The organism is Paractinoplanes rishiriensis (assembly GCF_016862375.1).
Classification (GTDB): domain Bacteria; phylum Actinomycetota; class Actinomycetes; order Mycobacteriales; family Micromonosporaceae; genus Actinoplanes; species Actinoplanes rishiriensis.
Genome location: NZ_BOMV01000060.1, coordinates 44,880 through 65,768, shown reverse-complemented (window position 1 = coordinate 65,768; position 20,889 = coordinate 44,880). Strand labels below are relative to the sequence as shown.

The following is a 20,889-nucleotide window of genomic DNA, read 5'->3' as shown; positions in this document are numbered from 1 at the left end:
TGCATCCTCTCCTGTTGACAGGGGGATGCACAAAGTCGTCTCTCGCATTGACCCGGTCGAGCGAGAGAGGATGGAGAGCCCGGCAGGACGATGGAAGAGCCCGGCAGACGGACAGCAGGTGAGGACAGCATGACTGCGGCCAAGGAAGCCAGCGTCGGCGTGCCCGACGAGACCGCCCTGCTCGGTGAGCTCGCCGAGGCGCTACGGCGGGTCCGCCGCGGCGATCTCAAGGTCCGCCTGCCCCGGCGCGGCGGGATGGCCGGCGAGGTGGCCGACGCCTTCAACGAGGTCGTCTCCCTGCAGGAACGTCAAAATCTCGACCTGCGCCGGATCAGCCGGATCGTGGGCCGGGACGGCCGGCTCACCGAGCGGCTCGACGACGAGGGCCTGGACGGCTCGTGGGCGGACAGCGTCCGGTCGGTGAACTCGCTGATCGACGATCTCGGCCGGCCCACCACCGAGATCTCCCGGGTCATCGTCGCGGTAGCCGAGGGCGACCTGTCCCAGCACATGGCCCTGGAAATGGACGGACGTCCTCTAAGGGGTGAATTCCTGCGCATCGGCCGCACGGTCAACACCATGGTCGACCAGCTGTCGTCGTTCGCCGACGAGGTCACCCGGGTGGCCCGCGAGGTGGGCACCGAGGGCGAGCTGGGCGGTCAGGCCGACGTCCGCGGCGTGGCCGGCACCTGGAAGGACCTCACCGACTCGGTCAACCTGATGGCCTCCAACCTGACCCATCAGGTGCGCTCGATCTCGCAGGTGGCGACCGCGATGGCCCGCGGCGACCTGTCGCAGAAGATCACCGTGTCGGCCCGCGGCGAGGTGGCCGAGCTGTCCGCCACCATGAACGGCCTCACCGACACGCTGCGCCTGTTCGCCGAGCAGGTGACCCGGGTGGCCCGCGAGGTGGGCACCGAGGGCAAGCTGGGCGGCCAGGCCGAGGTGCCGAACGTGGCCGGCACCTGGAAGGACCTCACCGACTCGGTGAACTCGATGGCGTCCAACCTGACCAGCCAGGTGCGGAACATCGCCCAGGTCTCCACCGCGGTGGCCAAGGGCGACCTCTCGCAGAAGATCACGGTGGCCGCGCAGGGCGAGATCCTCGAGCTCAAGGACACCGTCAACACCATGGTCGACCAGCTCTCGTCGTTCGCCGACGAGGTCACCCGGGTGGCCCGCGAGGTGGGCACCGAGGGAAAGCTGGGTGGCCAGGCTCAGGTGCGCGGCGTCTCCGGCACCTGGCGCGACCTCACCGAAAACGTGAACCAGCTCGCCAACAACCTCACCGACCAGGTGCGGAACATCGCCCAGGTCTCCACCGCGGTGGCCAAGGGCGACCTCTCGCAGAAGATCACGGTCGACGCCCGCGGCGAGATCCTCGAACTCAAGAACACCGTGAACACCATGGTCGACCAGCTGTCGTCGTTCGCCGACGAGGTCACCCGGGTGGCCCGGGAGGTGGGTTCGGAGGGCAAGCTGGGTGGTCAGGCCCAGGTCAAAGGCGTTTCCGGTACGTGGCGCGACCTGACGGACAACGTGAACTACATGGCGTCCAACCTGACCAGCCAGGTGCGGAACATCTCCTCGGTTACCACCGCGGTGGCCAAGGGCGACCTCTCGCAGAAGATCACGGTCGACGCCCGCGGCGAGATCCTCGAACTCAAGACCACGGTCAACACGATGGTCGACCAGCTCTCGTCGTTCGCCGACGAGGTCACCCGGGTGGCCCGCGAGGTGGGCACCGAGGGCAAGCTGGGCGGCCAGGCCCAGGTGCGCGGCGTGGCCGGCACCTGGCGCGACCTCACCGACAACGTCAACTCGATGGCCTCCAACCTGACCGCCCAGGTGCGGAACATCGCCCAGGTCTCCACCGCCGTCGCCAAGGGCGACCTCTCGCAGAAGATCACGGTCGACGCGCAGGGCGAGATCCTCGAGTTGAAGAACACCGTGAACACCATGGTCGACCAGCTGTCGTCATTCGCCGACGAGGTCACCCGGGTGGCCCGCGAGGTGGGTTCCGAGGGCAAGCTGGGCGGCCAGGCCCAGGTGCGTGGCGTGGCCGGCACCTGGCGCGACCTCACCGACAACGTCAACTACATGGCGTCCAACCTGACCGCCCAGGTGCGGAACATCGCCTCGGTCACCACCGCGGTCGCCAAGGGCGACCTGTCGCAAAAGATCACCGTCGACGCCCGGGGCGAGATCCTCGAGCTCAAGGACACCGTCAACACGATGGTCGACCAGCTCTCCAGTTTTGCCACCGAGGTCACCCGGGTGGGGCGCGAGGTCGGCGTGGAGGGCAAGCTGGGTGGTCAGGCGCAGGTCAAGGGCGTTTCCGGTACGTGGCAGGACCTCACCGACAACGTGAACCAGCTCGCCTCGACGCTCACCATCCAGCTGCGCGCCATCGCCGAGGTGTCCACCGCGGTGACCCGTGGTGACCTGACCCAGAGCATCGCGGTCGAGGCGCAGGGCGAGGTGGCCGAGCTCAAGGACAACATCAACCAGATGATCGTCACGCTCCGCGAAACCACCAAGGCGAACGCGGAGCAGGGCTGGCTCGACTCCAACCTGGCCCGGATCGGCGGCCTGCTCCAGGGTCAGCGCGACCTCGGCGAGGTCTGCCGGATGATCATGACCGAGGTGACCCCGCTGGTGGACGCCCAGCTCGGCGCGTTCTTCCTGGTCGACAACGAGCAGGCGGTGATGCGGCTGCGGCTGGCGGCGTCGTACGGCTACGTGGCCCGCAACCACGAGGTGACCTTCGGGCCGGGCGAGGGCCTGGTCGGGCAGGCCGCGGTGTCCCGGCGCACGATCCGGGTGCGGGCCACCCACGACGGCATCCTCACCATGCGCTCGGGGCTCATGTCGATGCCGCCGAACGACCTGGTGGTGCTGCCGGTGCTGTTCGAGGGCGAGATGCTCGGCGTGATCGAGTTCGCCTCGGTGGCCGCGTTCTCCGGTCTGCACCTGACGTTCCTGGAGCGGCTGGTGGCCACGATCGGGGTCGCTCTCAACACCATTCAGGCCAATAGGCGTACGGAGGAACTGCTCTCCCAATCGCAGCGGCTGGCCCGGGAGATGCAGGACCAGTCGGCCGAACTCCAGCGCACCAACGCCGAACTGGAGGACAAGGCCCAGCTGCTGAGCGAGCAGAAGGCGAACATCGAGACCAAGAACCGCGAGATCGAACAGGCCCGGCGCGGCCTGGAGGAAAAGGCGCAGCAGCTGTCCCGGGCCAGCGCGTACAAATCCGAGTTCCTGGCCAACATGAGCCACGAGCTGCGGACGCCGCTCAACTCGCTGCTGCTGCTGGCCCGCCTGCTGGCCGACAACACCGAGAGCAACCTCACCGAGAAGCAGATCGAGTTCGCCCGCACGATCCACAGCGCCGGCTCCGACCTGCTGTCGCTCATCGACGACATCCTCGACCTCGCCAAGATCGAGGCGGGACGGATGGACGTCGAGGTCGACCAGATCGATTTCGACGGCGTTCGCGCGTACGTGGAACAGGCTTTTATCCCCCAGGCCGAAGAGAAGAGCCTGGAGTTCCGGGTGGAGGTGGCGCCCGACCTGCCCGAGTCGATCGTCACCGACGGTCAGCGGCTCCAGCAGATCCTGCGCAACCTGCTGTCCAACGCGGTCAAGTTCACCGACAGCGGTTCGGTGACGCTGAGCATCTTCGCGGCGCCGCCCACCACCGACTTCGACATCCCGACCCTGTCCTCGGCCCGGCAGGTGGTGGCGTTCGCGGTGGCGGACACCGGCATCGGCATCTCCGACGAGAAACTGGCGATCATCTTCGAGCCGTTCCAGCAGGCCGACGGCACCACCACCCGCAAGTACGGCGGCACCGGCCTGGGCCTGTCGATCAGCCGCGAGTTCGCGGCCCTGCTCGGCGGCACCATCGTGGTCTCGTCGAATCCGGGCGAGGGCTCCACCTTCACCCTGTACGTGCCGGACGCGCTGACCGCCGACTCGGTGCAGACGCTGAGCCTGAGCATTCTGCCGTCGGAACCGTCCACCACGGTCGTGGTCCGGCCGGCCCAGTCGCTCGACCTGCCGCTGCTCGACCTGCCGGTGGTGACCGCGCCGCCGCAGGTGGACACCCCGCTCAGCCCCGCCGGCCGTCAGCTGGACGGCGCCACCGTGCTGATCGTCGACGACGACGTGCGCAACGTGTTCGCCCTGACCAGCGCCTTGGAGATGCACGGCCTGAACGTGCTCTACTCGGACAACGGCGCGGACGGCGTACGCCTGCTGGCCGAACACCCCGAGGTCGACATCGTGCTGATGGACGCGATGATGCCCGATCAGGACGGCTACGAGACCACTCGCGGCATCCGGCGAAACCAGCGCTTCCGGGATCTACCGGTAGTGTTCCTTACCGCGAAGGCGATGCCCGGCGACCGGGAGTCGGCCCTAGCCGCCGGCGCCAGTGACTACATCACGAAGCCGGTAGACCTGGACGAGCTGATCGAGCTGATGGCCCGCTGGGTGAACGCTGACCGGACGCCGGAGCGCGGCTGACCGCCGGAGCGAAAGCTGACCTAGGAAGGAGGCGGCGTGGCGGAACGCGCCAAAGCTTTGCTGGTCGACGACCGAAAGGACAACCTCCTGGCTCTGGAGGCCATCCTTCAGGGTCTCCCGGTGACCCCGGTCGCCGTGGAGAGCGGCGAGGCAGCGCTGAAACAGCTGCTCACCGACGATTTCGCGGTGATCCTGCTGGACGCGCAAATGCCCAACATGGACGGCTTCGAGACCGCCAGCCACATCAAACGGCGCGAACGCACCCGGCACGTGCCCATCCTGTTCCTGACCGCCGCCGACCGCGACGCCCAACTGGCACTGAGGGGATATGCGGCCGGCGCCGTCGACTACCTGACCAAGCCTTTCGACCCGTGGGTGCTGCGCGCCAAGGTCTCCATCTTCGTAGACCTGTGGACCAAGACCCAGCAACTGAAGTCCCAGGCCGAAGCCGCCCGTGAACGCGAGGCCCAGTGGCAACGCCTGACCGAAACGGTCGACGAGGCAGCCCGAGTCCTGCGCGCGAACGGCGACGAGGCAGCAGCCGAGGCTCTGGCGCTGCTGGAAAAGGCCCGCTGGGGCAACTGAACCGCCGCCCACCAGGGTCCGGTGCGAATCACCGTGCCCGTCGCTGCCGACCGTGCGGGCCGGAAGCCACCCGGCAGGTTTGCTCCCTCGGCCTCCGCTTTCCGGTCTCATGGCACCCGGCGAGGTATCGAGCGCGGCGGCGAGAGCCCGGCCTCTCGATCATGTCGGGTTGCGGTTCGTGGCAGTCACTCTCGAGTTTCGCCATCATCCGTTATGCGCGTTATACGAAGGCGGCTTGTCGGCCGAACTCCTGATCGGCATTCCCGTTCCCAGTCAATGGTTCCCGGCAACCGAATGTCGGGACAGGCCCCCGCGCCGTGGCCTTCTTCCCGACAAGTGGACGATCGTTCCGTCAGTCGGTGATCCAGCGGGAACAAAAACCGCAAATACTCCTAAAAAGTCGCACCGCGGCTTTGGACTTTTCGAGTTCCTGTTCAACCGAAACGCAACTCCACATCGCCCTGACGGCGGCGGGTCGGCGGGGCAGCCGTGCGCGCCGGCGACCCGCAAAGGGTTCCCAACCCGAAATGGCGAAAGTCGATCAGACACCAGATCGACAAAATCTGGCCGTGCAGACCGGAATCCTGTTCAGGCTCGGGGACTCGATCCCGGCGCGCGCGGACCCGCCCGGCATGTTGTGGTGCGGCGCGGGGGGAGGGACGACCGGGAGAGGGCGGTGTTGGGCGGAGACCAGCCGGGAGACTAGCCGGGGTCCTTGTCGTTCTGGTGACGTTGCCACAGACGGATGATCCAGGGGTTCGAGCCCGCCGGCGGGGCGGTGGACACGGCCGGCGCGGGGGCTGACTCGACCAGGTGCAGCAGCGTCCAGGCCAGGCCGAAGCAGTCGTCCTCGCCGAAGGCGCCGAGCAGCAGGTCTGCCTCCTCGGCGGAAACCGGCGGCTCGACGGCCAGCAGCGCGCGTTCCCGTGCCTCGAATGCCTCGTCGCCGTCCTCGGAGTCGTCGAGCTCCGACGGGAGCGGGCCGAGCTGAACGAACGCCCTGACCTGGTGGCTGATCATGTGCTCAGAAGAAGTCATGGCGGGCAGCCAATTCGATCTCGGTGGCCAGCGTGGGTGGGGCGGAGATCAGGACGGCCTGGCCGTTGCGGGCCATCAGGACGTGGCGCAGGGTTTCCATGATCTGGTTGATGCGTTCGGGTGGGAACGTGCCGGGCAGTACGGCGTGCACGCTACCCAGGCCGGCCGAGCCCCGGACCGATATCGGCATGCCGGCGGCGTCGGCGAGGGCGTAGACCGTGGCGGGCAGGTCGGCCGGGGACGTGGAGAGGCGCAGCGCCACGTCGGACGGGGCGAAGGGGTACCGGCCCCACCAGGCGGGCGCGACCGGGGACACCGCGGCGTCGGCGCCCCACGCGTCGGCCAGGCCGTCGGACTCGGCGGTGACCACGGCCTCGTCACCCTCGAACAGGACCGCCAGCGCGCCGGCGCCCTCGGCCGGCAGGTCGGTTTCGATCGCGGCGGCGGCGCGGTCGGGCACCGAGGTGGCCAGCTTGGTGGCCTGGATCGGATTGAGCACGGGGGTGGTGACCCAGCGGCGCAGGGCGGGCAACGGCTCGAGGCGGACCGCGGCCGAGGTGATGACGCCGGCTACCTCAGCCAGGCCGGGGCGGCCGCGTTCGCCGTCGGATTCGGCGGGCTGGCCGAGCTCGTCGACATACGCCATACGCTCGACCCACTCGGCCGGCGAGCCGAAGCGGTGACGCAGCGGGCCCGACTCGTTGACCGCGAGCATGCCGCCGACCGTCGCGGTGCGGGACGGCGGGTCGACCGGCAGCCGTTGACCGCGCAGGGCCAGGGCGGCCTGGAGCGCGTGCACGGGAGTGCCGGTGCCGACCTCGGCGGTGCGGCCGGCCACGTCGTGATGCCACATGCCGCCGAGTCTCGCCGTGTCGACGATCAGGTCGACGGCGGCTTTAGGCGGGCCCCAGTCGATTTTGCTGCCGGAACCTCGGGCCACGGCAACCAGTCCACGGTCGGCGGCGAGGCGGAGGACATCGGCGACCGCATGCACCGTCGCGGGCACCGCCACGAAACCGGCACGCCGGCCACCCACGGCATCCACCGACCGCGCGGCGCGCGCATAGTCAGGGCCGCAGATGTCCACAAGCGCATCAAGCAGCTGGTTCATGTCCCCCGGCCTCGGCGGTCAAAAGCGGCGGTCAGATGGGGCGGTCAGATAGATCGTCCACTCTGGCATATCGTACACATGTTCGAACGCGCGCGGGGTTGGGTGGCCCAATAATGTCTGCCAAACCCTGGTGCCCGGTACCGTGAGTCCCGTGACGACCGAAACGCCCGACAGCCCGCCCACGGTTCGCCAGGTGCCGAGCGAGCGCACCTTCCACGGTGACACCGTGCACGACGAGTACGCCTGGCTCGCCGACAAGGACCACCAGGCGACCACCGCCTACCTCGAGGCCGAGAACGCCTGGACCGACAAGGCCACGGCACATCTCGCCGGGCTGCGCGACCAGGTCTTCCAGGAGATCAAGAGCCGCACCCAGGAGACTGACCTGTCGGTGCCCACCCGCAAGGGCAATTACTGGTATTACACGCGCACCGTCGAGGGCAAGCAGTACGGCATCCACTGCCGGGTGCCGGTGCAGCCGGGCGAGACCGCGCCGCCGATGGCCGACGACAAGCCGGGCGAGGAGATCCTGCTCGACGGCAACGCGCTGGCCGAGGGCAAGGAGTTCTTCGCGCTGGGCACCTTCGACGTCAGCCCGGACGGCAACTGGCTGGCCTACTCGACCGACTTCGGCGGCGACGAGCGCTTCACGCTGCGGGTCAAAAACCTGCTCACCGGCGAGATACTGGTCGACGAGGTGCCCGAGACCTTCTACGGCACCGCCTGGTCGGCCGACGACAGCACGCTGTTCTACATCACCGTGGACGACGCCTGGCGGCCCAACCGGGTGTGGCGGCACACCATCGGCAAGGCGGCCACCGACGACGTGGTCGTATATGAGGAGTCCGACGAGCGCTTCTGGGTCGGCGTCGAACTCACCCGCAGCGAGAAGTTCATCGTCATCGACACCCAGAGCAAGGTGACGTCCGAGGTCCGGATCATCCCGTCCGAGACGCCGACCGCCGAGCCGGTCCTGGTGGCGCCGCGCCAGCAGGGCGTCGAGTACAACGTCGAGCACCACGGGCACCGGTTTCTGATCCTGCACAACCGCGACGCCGAGGACTTCGCGCTCGCGTACACCTCGGCGGACGCACCGGGCGACTGGGTCGAGCTGATCCCGCACCAGCCGGGCACCCGGCTCGAGTCGGTCGACGCGTTCGCCCGGCACATCGTGATCTCGCTGCGCCGGGACGGCCTCACCGGGCTGCGGGTGATGGGCGACGGCAGCACCGACTCGTACGACATGCCGTTCCCCGAGCCGCTCTACAGCGTGGGCCTGGCCGGCAACCCGGAGTACGACACCGGCACGGTCCGGATCGGCTACACCTCGATGGTCACGCCCGACTCGATCTACGACGTCGATCTGGTGACCCGGCAGATGACGCTGCGCAAGCAGAAGCCGGTGCTGGGCGGGTACGATCCGGCCGACTACGAGCAGTTCCGGGAGTGGGCGCGGGCCGCCGACGGCACCAGCGTGCCGATCTCGATCGTGTGCCGTAAGGGCGTCCGGGACGGCGGCGCGGCTCCGGCGCTGCTCTACGGCTACGGCTCCTACGAGCACAGCATCGACCCGTACTTCTCGATTGCCCGGCTGTCGCTGCTGGACCGCGGCGTCGTCTATGCCATCGCGCACGTCCGCGGCGGCGGCGAGATGGGCCGTCACTGGTATGAGGACGGCAAGCTGCTGACCAAGAAAAACACGTTCACCGACTTCGTCGCGGTCGCCGAGGCGCTGGTGGCGAAGGGCTGGACCACCGCGGACCGGCTGGTGGCCCGGGGCGGCTCGGCCGGCGGCCTGCTGATGGGCGCGGTCGCCAACCTGGCGCCGCGGGCGTTCGCCGGCATCGTGGCCCAGGTGCCGTTCGTCGACCCGCTGACCTCGATCCTCGATCCGTCGCTACCGCTGACCGTGACCGAGTGGGAGGAGTGGGGCAACCCGATCGAATCGGCCGAGGTGTACGCCTACATGAAGGCGTACAGCCCGTACGAGAACGTCGCCGACCTGCCATACCCCAAGATCCTCGCGGTGACCAGCCTGAACGACACCCGGGTGCTCTATCACGAGCCCGCCAAGTGGATCGCGCGGCTACGCCGCGTCGCACCGAACGGCACCTACCTGCTCAAGACCGAGATGGGTGCCGGCCACGCCGGTCCGAGCGGCCGCTACGACGCCTGGAAAGAGGAGTCGTTCGTGGCCGCCTGGACCCTCGACGTGCTGGGTCTAGCCGGCGCGTAGCTCCTCGAGGTCGGTGCTGGACCGCAACACCAGCAGTCCGGCACCGACCGCGACCAGCACGGTGAGCAGGACGCCGCCGCCGAGCAGCGAGAGGTGCGCCCACGGGATCGGCACTGCCAGCTCGATGCGCGGCACCACCTGGGAGACGCACGCCGTGGTTCCGTCCTCGCCGATGCAGGTCTCATAGCCGCCCACGGTGACCCGGGTTTCGATCAGCCGGGCCAGCGCGTTGCCGACCGCGAGTCCCAGCAGTATGGCCGGCACCAGCGGCGCCAGGGTCTGCCACAGCACCGCGGCGGCGAGGGTGCGCCGGGGCACGCCGGTCGCGGTGAGCGCCGCGAACGTCCGCCGTCGGGCCACGATGCTCTCGGCCAGCGCCACCAGCACCCCGGCCGCCGCCACGGCCGCGCTCACCGCGATCGCGATCATGATGAGCCGGATCGCGCCGAAGTAGAACCCCGGCTCGTCACCGGCCGAGATGCCCGAGCCGTCCCGCTCGCCCATCGCCTGGTTGAACAGGTCGTAGGCGCGGAACGTGGTAGCGAGATTGGCCCGATAGCCGAGCACGCCCGCCCCGACGATCACCGCTGCCAACAGCCCGGCCATGGTGCGGCTGCCGTTCCACGGATCGGTGATCAGGCGCTGGCCGGCGAGCAGGGTGGCCGGCCCGCGTCCGTACCGGCGCAGCAGCCGGCCGGCGGTGTGCGAGATCCAGCCGGTGCCCAGCACCACCCCGGCCATGGTCAGCACCACCCCAGCGGTGAGCAGGCTGTAGAACAGCGCCCGGGGCATGGTGTGCACGCGCTCCCACGAGACGGGGATGCCGAACAGCACCAGACCGGCCGCGATCAGCAGCCCCGGCCACGGCCGCGGACCCCGGTCCCGGGTCCGCCGGACGACGCCCAGCGGGGTGACGATGACCCGGCGCATCAGCAACGCGCCGATCAGGGCCGCGAGCAGCGGCACCACCAGCACGATCGGCACGATGGCCGCGGGGTGCGGCAACACGTCGGTGGGCAGCAGCAGCCGGCCGAGTGCGTCACGCCGAGTCAAAACCTCACGACCGATCAGGTACGCGACCAGGCCGAGCACCGAGCCGAGCAGGCTCGCCACGGCCGTCTCGGCGGTCGCGATCAGCACCGACTCGCGGGGCGTGGCACCGGCCAGCCGGAGGGCCGCCAGCCGCCGGTCCCGAGCCGGCGCGCCGAGCCGGATGCACTGCCCGGCCAGGGCCAGCACCGGCAACGACACCAGGACCAGGGTGGCCATCACGCCGGGCCGCAGGCCGTCCTCGACGAGCAGCGGGTTCGAGTACCGGTCGGCCCAGCCGGTGATCGAGATGACGGTGGCCGCGGCCAGCAGCGCCACCACCGCGAGCCCGGAACTGAGCGCGGTGAGCACGGTCCGCAGCACGTCGGTGCGGTTGCCGGCCACCGCGAGCCGGCTCAGCGTCGCCGGACTCACGCCGTGACCCCCAGACCTAGTCCGGTCGGGTCGACCACGCCGTCGCGCAGGGCAACTTCGCGATCGGCGTACGCCGACACCCGCGGCTCGTGGGTGACCAGGACCACCGCGGTGCCCTGGTCCCGGGCGGTCCGCACGATCTCGCCGAGCACCTGCTCGCCGGTGAGCGCGTCGAGCGCGCCGGTCGGCTCGTCGGCGAACAGCACCCGCGGTTCGGTGACCAGGGCCCGGGCGACGGCGCAGCGCTGCTGCTGGCCGCCGGACATGGCACCGGGACGCTGCTCGGCCAGGTCGGCCACGCCGAGCCGGTCCAGCCAGCCGAGCGCCGCCTCCCGCGCTTCTCGCCGCCCCGAACCGGCGAGAAGCAGCGGGAGCGCGACGTTCTCCACCGCGGTCAGCTCGGGCACCAACTGGCCGAACTGGAACAGCACGCCGAACTCGGTGCGCCGCAGCCGGGACCGGGCCGCCTCGGACCAGAGCCCGATGTCCTGGTCGCGGTAGGTGATCGTGCCGGCGTCGGCGCGCAGGATGCCGGCCAGGCAGTGCAGCAGCGTGGACTTGCCGCAGCCGCTCGGCCCGGTGACGGCGACGATCTCGCCCTCGGCCAGCGCGAAGTCGACGCCGCGCAGGGCCGGTGTGTTGCCGTAGCTCCGGGTAATCGCGGCTGCGGCCAGGAGTGCGCTCATGTGGTCACTTCCTTCTGCAGGTCGGCGACCCGGGCGAGGGTGGTCTGCAACCAGCTCAGGTCTGCGTCGATGTGCCCGAGCGCATAGTCGGCGGCGACCACGTCGCCGACGCTCGCGCCGGACTCGGATTTGGCGGCGGTGAGCTCACGCATCCGGCTCATGTGCGCGACCCGCTGCGCGACCAGGTAGTCGCGGGCGCGGTCGGCATCGGCGGCCAGCAGCGCCACCACCACCTTGTTGAAAAGAGCACTGGTCACGTACGGCGCGGGCGGCTCGACCGCGGACAGCCAGGTGTCCAGGTGCTCGCGGCCGGCCTCGGTGATCGTGTACGACGTGCGGTCTGGCCCACCCTCGCGGTCCTGACCGGCCTCGGTCACCAGACCGTCCCGCTGCAGCCGGCCGAGAGTGGCGTACACCTGACCGAAGGCGAGCGGCTTGGCCCGCGGCAGGCGCTCGTCGTGCGCCCGTTTCAGGTCGTAGCCGTGCCGCGGGCCGCCGGCGAGCAGCCCGAGGATGACATGCGCGGTGGACATAACCGTTACTATTCAATGAGTGAATAGCGGCCGTCAAGACCCCATACCGAAGACCCCTACCGAAGACCTCAGTCGCGGCGCAGAGCCACCACCGCGATGTCGTCGGCCTGCTGTCCGGACGCTCCCAGCTGCAACAACAGCCGCCGGCAGAACGCGTCCAGGCTGCCCTCCACCGACCGGGTCGCCTCGGCCAGCGCGGCCAGGCCCACGTCGATGTCCGCGTCCCGGCGCTCGACCAGGCCGTCGGTGTAGAGCACCAGCGTGCCGCCGCGGGGCAGCACGAATTCCAGGTCGCCCGGCCGCGGTGCGTTGATGCCCAGCAGCGGGCCGGCCGGCTGGAGGAAGCTGACCCCGTCCGCGGTGTGCAGCAGCGGCGGCAGGTGACCGGCGCTGGCCATCCGCACCGCGCCGGTGGCCGGGTCGAGGGTGAGCAGGCACAGGGTCGCCGAGTCGGCCGGCAGCACGGTCCGCATGAAGCGGTTGACCAGGCCCAGCACCGTGCCCGGCGGATGACCCTCGACCGCGTACGCGCGCACCGCGTGCCGCACCTCGGCCATCACGGTGGCCGCGTGCAGCGAGTGCCCGGCCACGTCACCGATCGCCACCAGCAGCCGGCCGTCGAGCATGGTCAGCTCGTAGAAGTCGCCGCCCACCTCGGTCTGCGCGCCGGCCGGCTCGTAGCGCATGGCCAGTTCCACGCCCGGCACGTCGGGCAGGTGCGACTGCAGCAGGCTGCGCTGCAGGGTGACCGCGATCCGGTGTTCCTCGTCATAGGACCGCTGCGCCTCGACCGCGGCCGCCACCGCCTGGGAGAGCTGGCGCAGCACCGGGAACCCCGGGGTCTGCGAGCTGCTCGGCACGGCAACATAAACCGCCGGCCGGTCGATCCGCAGCCGGGCGGCCGCCACCGCCACCGACTCGTCGTCCGGCCAGTCGGTTACGTCCCAGTCGGCCGGCTCGTCGGTGCGCACCAGCGAGCCCACCGCCACGTTGGGTTCGGTCAGTGACCAGTGGTGCAGCACCGGCGGCGAGCCGACCGCGGCCAGGCTCTCGCCGTCCACGGTCTCGGCCAGCACCACCACCGGGCCGCCGAAGATGTCGTGCGCGCCCTCGGCCGCCGCCTCCAGCAGGCCGGCCAGCGTGGACGCCGAGTTGATGGCCAGCGTGGTCTCGGCCAGCCGCACCATCCGGGCGGCCAGCGACTCGGCCCGCCGCCGTGCCGAGTAGTAGCGCAGCACGGCCTGGCAGGTGGCGATCAGCTCGTCCGGCTCGATCGGTTCCACCAGGTACGCGTCCGCGCCCCGGTTCAGACCCTGGGTGCGGTCGCCCACGTCGACCGCGTGCGCCGACACGTGGATCACCGGCAGGACGCCGTACGCCGGATCGGTTTTGATTTTTTCGCAGACGTCGAAACCGCTCATGTCCGGCAGCTTCACGTCCAGCACCACGAGGTCGACGCCGGCGCCCGGGAGCATGCGCAGCGCCTCGCCACCGGTCTCCGCCTGCCGCACCGTGAAACCGGCCCGGGTCAGCCAGCTCACCAGCAGATAACGCTTGGTGGCGCTGTCGTCGACGACGAGAACGGTGGCCACGCTCATGACGGGGCGACCGGTAACCGCACGGTGAAGGTGCTGCCCTGGCCCGGCGTGGACTCGACGCGCAGCCCGCCGCCCAGAATGCCGACCAGCCGGCGGGCGTAGGGCAGGCCCAGGCCGGTGCCCTTGCCGCTGATCGACTGGCTGCCCGGTACCTGGTAGAACTCCTCGAAGATCCGCTCATGCAGCTCCGGCGGGATGCCGGTGCCGGTGTCGGCGACGGTGAACTCGACGTCGTCGTCGACCCGGCGCATCGACATCCGGACCGATCCCTCCGCGGTGAACTTGATCGCGTTGGTCAGCAGGTTGCGCAGCACCCGGGTGAGCAGCACCTCGTCGGTGCGCACCGTGGCCACCGACGGCTCGTCGACCACGAAATCGACCTCGGGCCGGGTGGCCAGCGGCCGCAGTGTGCCGCGCAACTGGCCGAACACCGCCCGCAGGTCGACCTCGGACCACTCCGGCTCGACCCGGCCGGCCTCCGCCTTGGCCAGGTCGAGCAGGTCGTTGACCAGGGTGAGCAGATCGGCGGCCGAGCCGCTGATCAGGTCGACCTGGCGGTGCTGTTCGGTGCTCAGCGGCTCGGACGACGCGTCGCCGAGCAGCCGGGCCAGCCCGATGATCGCGGTGACCGGTGCCCGCAGCTCGTGGCTCACGTTCGCCAGGAACCGGCTTTTCGCCTCGCTGGCCGCGCGCAGCTGCACCGATTTCTCGTCCAGCTCGGCATAGAGGGCCACCACCCCGCGGTTCGTCTCCTCCAGTTCGTCGGAGAGCTGGTGGTACAGCGCCATCACGCCGCGGTTGGTCTCCTCCAGCTCGGCGTTCAGCCGAGCGAGGTCGTCGCGTTGTGCGCGCACCTCGTCGAGGGCCGCGATGAGCTGCTGATTCTGTACGTTCAGCTCGTCCAGCGGGGTACCGGGGACATGGCGGGCCAGCCCGGCGCGGATCTCGTCCATGCGTTCCGGGGTCAGCCTTGGCGCGCTCGCGGGCAGGCGTCGTGCCATCCGAACCACCGTACCGGTTTCGCCATCGCCGACCTCCATCGTATCGACCAGGCGGCCGACCAGGGCTAGCTGCGGCTCCAGGCCGGCGCCGCCGGCGGACAGCGGATTTTCCACCACCACCCGCAACATGGGTACCCCGTTCGGCTCCGCGCTGAACGCCACGTCCGCGGCGGTACCGGTGGCCAGCATGACCCGGGCCACCTCGCTGAGCGCGGTGGCCAGCCGGGTCTGGTCCTGCTGATCGAGGCCGACCGCACGGGCCACCTCGCGGCCGAGCTGGCGCACCACGAAGATGTCCTGCTCGACGCGCAGCCGCATGCGCATCAGCGGCTCGGTCCTGGCAGGCTCGGTCATGGCAGCCTGGCCGCGAGCACTCCGGCGTCGTCGCGGCGGACCCCGGCGTCGCGCAGCACGGTGGCCGCGATCACCGTGGGCGAGTGGGTGAGCAGGCCCGGGTAATCCGCCGGGTTCCACCGGTCCACCACGCCGTCGCTGTGCATCACCACCACCGCGGCCGGCTCCAGCGGGTAGTCGAACTGCCGGACCTGGCGCCGCTGGTGGCCGGCGATGCCGGGCAGCGAGACCATGCCACGCCGGGAACCGGTCGGGCCGAAAACGGTGCCGGTGATGTTGCCGAGCCCCGCGTACCGGACCAGACCGGCGTCCTCGTCCAACTCGGCCACCGCCAGAGCGGCGCCGCGGGTGTGGCTGAGCCGGCGGTGCAGCAGCTCGACCACCGCGGCGGGGTCCGACGGCGGCGCCTCGCCGAACACGCGCACCGCCTCGTGCGCGGCCGCCGCGGCCAGCCCGCCGTGCCCCAGCCCGTCACACATCAGCAGCTGACGGCGGCCGCCGGCGTCCCGGATGGCGAACGCGTCGCCGCTGACCGGCTCGCCGGTGAGCGGCCGGGTCAGGCCCGAGGCCCAGCCCGGTGGCGGCGGCTCGGACGGCCAGACCTGGGCGGCCAGCACGGTGCCCTTGCCGGGCACCGAGTGCAGGTCGCACCAGGAGGCCTGCCGGACGATCGCGCCCAGCCCGATGCCCAGCGTGCCGGCCGTGGAGTGGCCGTCGCCCACCGAGACCGCCAGGTCGGCCATGCCGGGCCCGCGGTCCAACGCGATGATCTCCACCCCGGCCTGCTCCGCGTTGCGCACCGCGCGGACCAGCAACTGACCCTCGTCGGCGTGCTTCACCAGGTTGCCGGCCGCCTCTGCGGTCACGATCGCGAGATCGGCCGTGCGCCTGTCGGGCAGTCCCAGCTCGGCGGCGAGCCGCTCGGCCGATCGCCGGGCGGCGGAGGCCGTCGCGGTGGCCTCCACCCGGAACCAGGCTCCCCCGTTCAGGAGCCCCTCGGGTAGCGACACCACCGTGCCTCCGCTCATCGGCACCACTTGGTCACGGTAATGGTCGTACCCTGCCCCACCGCGGTGTCGATGTCGAACTCGTCGACCAGCCGGCGCGCGCCGCTCAGGCCGAGCCCGAGGCCGCCGCCGGTGGTGTAGCCGTCGGTAAGTGCGAGGTCCAGGTCGGCGATACCCGGACCCTGATCGGCGAAAACAATCTTGATGCCCGGCCGGCGGCCGTTGTCGACCCGGAAGACCTCGACCGAGCCGCCCCCGCCGTAGACCAGGGTGTTCCGTGCCAGCTCGCTGGCCGCGGTGACCAGCTTGGTCTGGTCGACGAGCGAGAGCTTGACCTGCACGGCAACAGAACGCACCAGCTGGCGGACCCGGACGACGTCCTGGTCGGAGACGACCTCGAGCCGCTCGCTGTCACCGTTCACGGCGCGGGTACCGCGGGCGTTCCGGGTTCGTCCTCGGCGTCGCCGTCCTCGTTCACACCCTCGTCGCGGGCCCGGGCCAGCAGTTCCATGCCGAGCTCCACGTTGAGAGCGGTGCGGATGCCGGGCAGCGACAGCCCGAGCTCGACCAGGGTGATGGCCACGGCCGGGCGCATGCCGACCACCACCGTCTCGGCGTCGAGCACCCGGGAGATCGAGGCGATGGTGGCGAGGGTACGGCCGACGAACGAGTCGACGATGTCCAGCGCGCTGATGTCGATGACCACGCCGTGACAGCCGGTGGCCACGATCCGCTCGGCGAGGTCTTCCTGAAGCTGGAGGGCGACCTGGTCCTCCATGTCGATCTGGATGGAGACCAGCAGGATGTCGCCGATCTTAAGGATCGGAACCCGGTCCACCTCAGCGCTCCCTGCCACGACCGGTCCGGCCGGCGGTCTGACCGGTCCGGGCGAGGACGTAGCGCAGCGCGTCGGCCAGCGACGCCTTGGTGGCGATGTCGCCGAATTCGATGCCGAGCGCCACGATCGTCTGGGCGATCTGCGGCCGGATGCCGGAGATGATGCAGTCGGCGCCCATCAGCCGGGCGGCCACCACCGTCTTGAGAATGTGCTGCGCCACCTGGGTGTCCACGGCCGGGACGCCGGTGATGTCGATGATCGCGTACGGGGAGCCGGTGTCGACCAGGGTCTGCAGCAGCCGCTCCATCACCACCTGGGCGCGGGCCGAGTCGAGCGTGCCGACCAGCGGAACGGCGACCACGCCCTCCCAGAGCTTGACCACCGGGGTGGACAGCTCGAGCAGCTGCTCGGCCTGGTCGGCGATGAGCCCCTCACGCACCCTGACGTAGCTGTCGAAGGTGAACAGCGCCGCCTCGTCCACGAAGGCCGAGAAGGCCACGTAGTCCCGCAGCGTGGCCAGGTCGTCGCCGTCACGGCCGTTGAGGATGCTCAGCACCGCCTCCTTGAAGGCGTACACGCTGACCGCCGTCTCGGTGGCGGTGAACCCCTGCCGGGCCCGGCTGTTGGACAGCTCGCTGAGCTGGGCGCGCAGTTCGGCGGCCGATTCATCCGACAGTTCGGCGGCCCCGCCGGTCATCGCCAGCTGGAAGCCCTTGCGCAGCTCGCCGGTCTGCCGCTGGAGCTCGGCCCGGCTCAGCCGGCCGCGCAGGGTCTCGGCGACGCGGTCGGTCCATGCCCCGACCAGTGCCTCCTGGTTCTCCTCGAGGAGAACGGCGAAGCGACTCGCCTCATCCGTACTCAGCGCCACCGCTTTGCCTCCCGACCTCGTGGTCTCGCGGACTTTATCATCGCAAGGTCCAATACTTGCTGTAAGCCAACTAACCCGGCAAGGGCGACCGACCTGCCCCGTCATGCCGAACCGCCGCCACCTGGAGTACCGTCATGCACATACCTGGAGGTCCTGAATGTCCCTGACGGTACAAACGGAACAGCGCGCCGACATGGTCGTCGTGTCGGTGGCCGGCGAGCTCGACATGGCCACCGCGCCCCAGTTGCAGGACCAGATCAGTGACCTGCTGGAAAAGGGGCGCACGCGGCTGGTCTTCGACCTGGCCGAGGTGTCGTTCTGCGACTCCACCGGCCTGTCGGTCTTTGTGCGCGCCAAAAACAGCACGGACGACGCCGGCGGCACGGTCCGGCTCGCCGCACCGCAGCGGGGCGTGCTTCGCATCCTTGAGGTCAGCGGCCTGGTCGAGGTCCTGCGCACCTACCCCACGGTCGACGAGGCCGTCGCCGCGCAGGAGCCCGCTCTCGACTGAGCCGGGGCTCCACTTCCTGTAGCAGCCCGATCGGCGTAGTTTGTCGCCGACCGGCGGCGGGCACCTGCCGCTTGACGGATCCCCTCGGCGTGCGGGAGTGCCATGAGCAAGATGTTCCAGGGTTTCAAAGACTTCATCATGCGCGGCAACGTGGTCGACCTCGCGGTCGGCATCGTGATAGGCGCCGCGTTCACCACGGTGGTCACCGCCTTCACCAACGGTTTCATCAAGCCGCTGATCCAGCTCATGGGCGGCGATACCGGCGTCAACGCCGGCAAATGGTCCGTGGGTGACGTCCATTTCGACTACGCCACCTTCCTCAACGCGATCGTCACGTTCCTGATCACCGCGGCGGTGCTCTACTTCCTGGTGGTCTTCCCGCTGAACGCGCTGGCCGAGCGGCGCCGCCGCGGCGAGGAGCCGCCGCCGAAGGCCCCCAGCGAGGAGATCGTGCTGCTCACCGAGATCCGGGACGCCCTGGTGCAGGGGCGGCAGGCCCCGATCGGCAAGGGCAGCGCGGTCGACGACGTGCTCGGGCGTCATCACCAGGAGCCGCCGCGCTGACACGCTGCGAAGTACCCGGAGGGTAGCCGGTACGGTTCGAACAAATGTTCGATACAGTGCCGGGATGGAGCAGCGTAAACACTGGTGGAACGGCAAATGGGGCCGCATCGCGCGCAAGGACGTCTACCTTCGCGTCAGCGGCGACCAGTGGTATGTGGAGCAGCGCGCAGGCGGCGCCGACGGGGTCTCGCACTTCTTCGAGTACGACAGCGAGGAGGCGGCCCTCGACACCGTGCGCGCGCTGCTGTCCGGCCCGGACGAGTGGCGCGAGCTCTCGATCCGCCCGCCGGCCCGCTGACCCCTCTGCCCGGCGTGTTTACGCGGCGCGCCGCTCGTCGTGCTCCGCGGTCATCGGACCGCGGGGCACCAGGCGCAGCCCGGGCCGCGGTGCCGGCACGCCGACCGGCTCGTCGCCGCCGAACCGCACCCGCCAGCCCGAGCCGCCGCCGGCCCGCGCACCGGGCGGGGCCGTGAAGCCGCCCGGCATCCGGGACAGCGTGACGATCAGCAGATATCCGAGGATGACGAACCCGTGGCTGACCAGCCGGGTGCCGTCGACCCGGTCACCGGTCAGGTCGTTGACCGAGAGCAGCACCAGCATCCCCACGAAGGCGGTCAGCATCGGCACCAGGCCGGACGGCCGGCTGCGGCGCAGCGCGATGAACAGGTATCCGGCACCGATCGCGACGTTCCACGCGGCCGACTCGTGCCACAGGTGGCCGGGGGTCGCGTTCAGCGCCGCGTGCTCGTGGGTCGCGGCCACGCCGCCGCCGACCTGACCCAGGCCGAGGATGAGCTGCACCGCACCGACCGCGGCGAGCGCCACGTAGAGGGCGGCGGTCGGCGGGAGGCGCCGCCAGAACGGCACCGTCGCCGGGGTCGCCGGCAGGGCCGCCAGGATGGTCGCGCTGAGATCCGGGGCGAGGCCCACGCCGGTCCGCGTCAGCCGGTTGACCGTGGCCGCCCGGTCCAGCCACTCCCGGCAGCCGGCACATCCGGCCAGGTGTTCCTCGACCCGCGGCCGGTCGGCCGCCTCGTCCTCGCCGTCCAGCTGCGCAGACAGCATCTCGCGCCACCGCTCACAACCCATGTACCTATAGTCGCGCGGTCGCGCGACGAAGTTCCCGGGAGCTGGTCAGCGGAAGGTGGGCGGCGGACCGGACACCGAGGGCGGCTGGCTGCCGCTGCCGCCCATCAGCCGCTTGCGCTCCCGGAAGGCCCGCAGATTGGCGGTGTTGCCGCAGGTGCTGACGTCGTGCCAGACGCCGCTGTTGTTGCGCGAGGTGTCGAAGAAGGCGGCCCGGCAGTCGACGTTGTGGCACAGCTTGAGCCGCGGCCACAGCCCGGCCTGCTGGGCCAGCAGCGCCTCGGCCCACAGCGCCGAGGCCAGCCACCGGGTGCCGCGGCCGGTAGGCACCATCCGCACCCAGCCGTCGGCGTCCGGCACCAGGCTCACCGGCACGTCGGCCGGCGGCAGGGCGCCGTCGAACTCCTGCTTGCCGGCGGCCAGGATCACGTTTTCGAAGGTGGTGCGCAGCCGGCGCAACGACCGCAGGTCGGTCGACGAGATCAGCAGCGTGGGTGCCGGCAGGCCGGACACCCGGGCCCAGGTGCCCAGGGCCTCGGTGAGCCAGCGCTGGGCGTCGTCGGCGTTGAGCAGCAGGTCAGCGCCGTAGTGCATGGTCGCGCGGGTGTTCAGCAGATCCTGCACGAGCGCGAGCCCGGCAGGGGCTTCACGTACGCCGTGCCGGGCGCTGGCCATCCATGACATAACCGAAGAGTACTTGACTCTTTTTCACAACCGCGTCCACCTACCGTTCCCTTCCGCCGAACGTGGGGGACGAACACGCTGCTCGGGGCGCTTGCCCGCGGCTGTCACAGTGCAATGCGAACCGAATTCACGGTGACCAGTGGTCATCGTGAACACTTTTCGGCAATGATCCTCTGGTGGGACAGGAGGAG

19 protein-coding genes are annotated in these 20,889 nt (G+C 70.3%); 6 read left to right on the top strand and 13 right to left on the bottom strand.

Annotated elements, in window-relative coordinates:
• Window positions 1-129: 129 nt before the first annotated feature.
• Window positions 130-4,533 carry a HAMP domain-containing protein gene (locus Ari01nite_RS28050; protein ID WP_203785191.1) on the top strand — a complete coding sequence of 1,468 codons (4,404 nt, stop codon included), beginning with the start codon at window positions 130-132 and terminating at the stop codon, window positions 4,531-4,533.
• Window positions 4,534-4,569: 36 nt separating this feature from the next.
• The gene (locus tag Ari01nite_RS28045) at window positions 4,570-5,118 is read left to right on the top strand and encodes a response regulator (RefSeq protein WP_203785190.1); all 549 of its coding nucleotides are present in this window, start codon (window positions 4,570-4,572) and stop codon (window positions 5,116-5,118) included.
• Between the two features lie 702 nt (window positions 5,119-5,820).
• Here Ari01nite_RS28045 and Ari01nite_RS28040 read toward each other — a convergent pair.
• A complete protein-coding gene (locus Ari01nite_RS28040; protein WP_203785189.1) occupies window positions 5,821-6,156 on the bottom strand; it encodes a hypothetical protein in 336 nt (111 codons plus the stop codon).
• Complete coding sequence (locus tag Ari01nite_RS28035) at window positions 6,143-7,267, bottom strand: FAD-binding oxidoreductase (protein WP_239163089.1); 1,125 nt, start codon at window positions 7,265-7,267, stop codon at window positions 6,143-6,145. The genes Ari01nite_RS28040 and Ari01nite_RS28035 overlap by 14 nt, the downstream gene beginning before the upstream one ends.
• Window positions 7,268-7,418: 151 nt before the next feature.
• Here Ari01nite_RS28035 and Ari01nite_RS28030 point away from each other — a divergent pair, with 151 nt between their 5' ends.
• Window positions 7,419-9,503 (top strand): S9 family peptidase, encoded by a 2,085-nt coding sequence (locus Ari01nite_RS28030; protein WP_203785188.1) that lies wholly within the window; start codon window positions 7,419-7,421, stop codon window positions 9,501-9,503.
• On the opposite strand, the gene Ari01nite_RS28025 is transcribed toward Ari01nite_RS28030, so the two are convergent.
• The 9 genes from Ari01nite_RS28025 to Ari01nite_RS27985 all read right to left on the bottom strand — a co-directional run bounded on the left by Ari01nite_RS28025 (window position 9,489) and on the right by Ari01nite_RS27985 (window position 17,852).
• Window positions 9,489-10,967: an FtsX-like permease family protein gene (locus Ari01nite_RS28025; RefSeq protein WP_203785187.1), complete on the bottom strand. Its 1,479-nt coding sequence runs from the start codon at window positions 10,965-10,967 to the stop codon at window positions 9,489-9,491. The two genes, Ari01nite_RS28030 and Ari01nite_RS28025, sit on opposite strands and share 15 nt — an antisense overlap.
• Complete coding sequence (locus tag Ari01nite_RS28020) at window positions 10,964-11,653, bottom strand: ABC transporter ATP-binding protein (protein WP_203785186.1); 690 nt, start codon at window positions 11,651-11,653, stop codon at window positions 10,964-10,966. The genes Ari01nite_RS28025 and Ari01nite_RS28020 overlap by 4 nt, the downstream gene beginning before the upstream one ends.
• Window positions 11,650-12,186 carry a PadR family transcriptional regulator gene (locus Ari01nite_RS28015; protein ID WP_203785185.1) on the bottom strand — a complete coding sequence of 179 codons (537 nt, stop codon included), beginning with the start codon at window positions 12,184-12,186 and terminating at the stop codon, window positions 11,650-11,652. Before Ari01nite_RS28015 ends, Ari01nite_RS28020 begins: the two co-directional genes overlap by 4 nt.
• Before the next feature lie 68 nt (window positions 12,187-12,254).
• The gene (locus tag Ari01nite_RS28010) at window positions 12,255-13,784 is read right to left on the bottom strand and encodes a SpoIIE family protein phosphatase (RefSeq protein WP_203785184.1); all 1,530 of its coding nucleotides are present in this window, start codon (window positions 13,782-13,784) and stop codon (window positions 12,255-12,257) included.
• On the bottom strand, window positions 13,781-15,139 hold the full coding sequence (locus Ari01nite_RS28005) for a sensor histidine kinase (protein ID WP_203785183.1): 1,359 nt from the start codon (window positions 15,137-15,139) through the stop codon (window positions 13,781-13,783). Before Ari01nite_RS28005 ends, Ari01nite_RS28010 begins: the two co-directional genes overlap by 4 nt.
• Complete coding sequence (locus Ari01nite_RS28000; RefSeq protein ID WP_203785182.1) at window positions 15,136-16,167, bottom strand: ATP-binding SpoIIE family protein phosphatase; 1,032 nt, start codon at window positions 16,165-16,167, stop codon at window positions 15,136-15,138. Before Ari01nite_RS28000 ends, Ari01nite_RS28005 begins: the two co-directional genes overlap by 4 nt.
• The gene (locus Ari01nite_RS27995; protein WP_203785181.1) at window positions 16,164-16,568 is read right to left on the bottom strand and encodes an anti-sigma regulatory factor; all 405 of its coding nucleotides are present in this window, start codon (window positions 16,566-16,568) and stop codon (window positions 16,164-16,166) included. The genes Ari01nite_RS28000 and Ari01nite_RS27995 overlap by 4 nt, the downstream gene beginning before the upstream one ends.
• Window positions 16,565-16,984 carry an STAS domain-containing protein gene (locus Ari01nite_RS27990; protein WP_203785180.1) on the bottom strand — a complete coding sequence of 140 codons (420 nt, stop codon included), beginning with the start codon at window positions 16,982-16,984 and terminating at the stop codon, window positions 16,565-16,567. The genes Ari01nite_RS27995 and Ari01nite_RS27990 overlap by 4 nt, the downstream gene beginning before the upstream one ends.
• A gap of 1 nt (window position 16,985) precedes the next feature.
• Window positions 16,986-17,852 (bottom strand): STAS domain-containing protein, encoded by an 867-nt coding sequence (locus Ari01nite_RS27985; RefSeq protein WP_203785179.1) that lies wholly within the window; start codon window positions 17,850-17,852, stop codon window positions 16,986-16,988.
• A 157-nt stretch (window positions 17,853-18,009) separates the two neighbouring features.
• Between Ari01nite_RS27985 and Ari01nite_RS27980 the strand changes: the two genes are divergently transcribed.
• From Ari01nite_RS27980 to Ari01nite_RS27970, 3 genes are all read left to right on the top strand, one after another.
• Complete coding sequence (locus tag Ari01nite_RS27980) at window positions 18,010-18,363, top strand: STAS domain-containing protein (RefSeq protein WP_203785178.1); 354 nt, start codon at window positions 18,010-18,012, stop codon at window positions 18,361-18,363.
• Between the two features lie 111 nt (window positions 18,364-18,474).
• Window positions 18,475-18,927, top strand: coding sequence for a large conductance mechanosensitive channel protein MscL (gene mscL / locus Ari01nite_RS27975; RefSeq protein ID WP_203785304.1), 453 nt, complete (start codon window positions 18,475-18,477; stop codon window positions 18,925-18,927).
• Window positions 18,928-18,991: 64 nt separating this feature from the next.
• Window positions 18,992-19,225, top strand: a complete 234-nt coding sequence (locus Ari01nite_RS27970; protein WP_203785177.1) for a hypothetical protein — start codon at window positions 18,992-18,994, stop codon at window positions 19,223-19,225.
• An 18-nt stretch (window positions 19,226-19,243) separates the two neighbouring features.
• Here the strand turns inward: Ari01nite_RS27970 and Ari01nite_RS27965 are convergent, their stop codons facing one another.
• Complete coding sequence (locus Ari01nite_RS27965; RefSeq protein WP_203785176.1) at window positions 19,244-20,017, bottom strand: zf-HC2 domain-containing protein; 774 nt, start codon at window positions 20,015-20,017, stop codon at window positions 19,244-19,246.
• 45 nt (window positions 20,018-20,062) lie between these two features.
• Window positions 20,063-20,698, bottom strand: a complete 636-nt coding sequence (locus tag Ari01nite_RS27960) for a CGNR zinc finger domain-containing protein (protein WP_239163087.1) — start codon at window positions 20,696-20,698, stop codon at window positions 20,063-20,065.
• Window positions 20,699-20,889 lie beyond the last annotated feature (191 nt).

Coding starts and splice junctions, on each gene's coding strand:
- Ari01nite_RS28050 (WP_203785191.1), top strand. CDS start 130: ATGACTGCGGCCAAGGAAGCCAGCGTCGGCGTGCCCGACGAGACCGCC.
- Ari01nite_RS28040 (WP_203785189.1), bottom strand. CDS start 6,156: ATGACTTCTTCTGAGCACATGATCAGCCACCAGGTCAGGGCGTTCGTT.
- Ari01nite_RS28035 (WP_239163089.1), bottom strand. CDS start 7,267: ATGAACCAGCTGCTTGATGCGCTTGTGGACATCTGCGGCCCTGACTAT.
- Ari01nite_RS28020 (WP_203785186.1), bottom strand. CDS start 11,653: ATGAGCGCACTCCTGGCCGCAGCCGCGATTACCCGGAGCTACGGCAAC.
- Ari01nite_RS28015 (WP_203785185.1), bottom strand. CDS start 12,186: ATGTCCACCGCGCATGTCATCCTCGGGCTGCTCGCCGGCGGCCCGCGG.
- Ari01nite_RS28010 (WP_203785184.1), bottom strand. CDS start 13,784: ATGAGCGTGGCCACCGTTCTCGTCGTCGACGACAGCGCCACCAAGCGT.
- Ari01nite_RS28005 (WP_203785183.1), bottom strand. CDS start 15,139: ATGACCGAGCCTGCCAGGACCGAGCCGCTGATGCGCATGCGGCTGCGC.
- Ari01nite_RS28000 (WP_203785182.1), bottom strand. CDS start 16,167: ATGAGCGGAGGCACGGTGGTGTCGCTACCCGAGGGGCTCCTGAACGGG.
- Ari01nite_RS27980 (WP_203785178.1), top strand. CDS start 18,010: ATGTCCCTGACGGTACAAACGGAACAGCGCGCCGACATGGTCGTCGTG.
- mscL (WP_203785304.1), top strand. CDS start 18,475: ATGTTCCAGGGTTTCAAAGACTTCATCATGCGCGGCAACGTGGTCGAC.
- Ari01nite_RS27970 (WP_203785177.1), top strand. CDS start 18,992: ATGGAGCAGCGTAAACACTGGTGGAACGGCAAATGGGGCCGCATCGCG.
- Ari01nite_RS27965 (WP_203785176.1), bottom strand. CDS start 20,017: ATGGGTTGTGAGCGGTGGCGCGAGATGCTGTCTGCGCAGCTGGACGGC.
- Ari01nite_RS27960 (WP_239163087.1), bottom strand. CDS start 20,698: ATGTCATGGATGGCCAGCGCCCGGCACGGCGTACGTGAAGCCCCTGCC.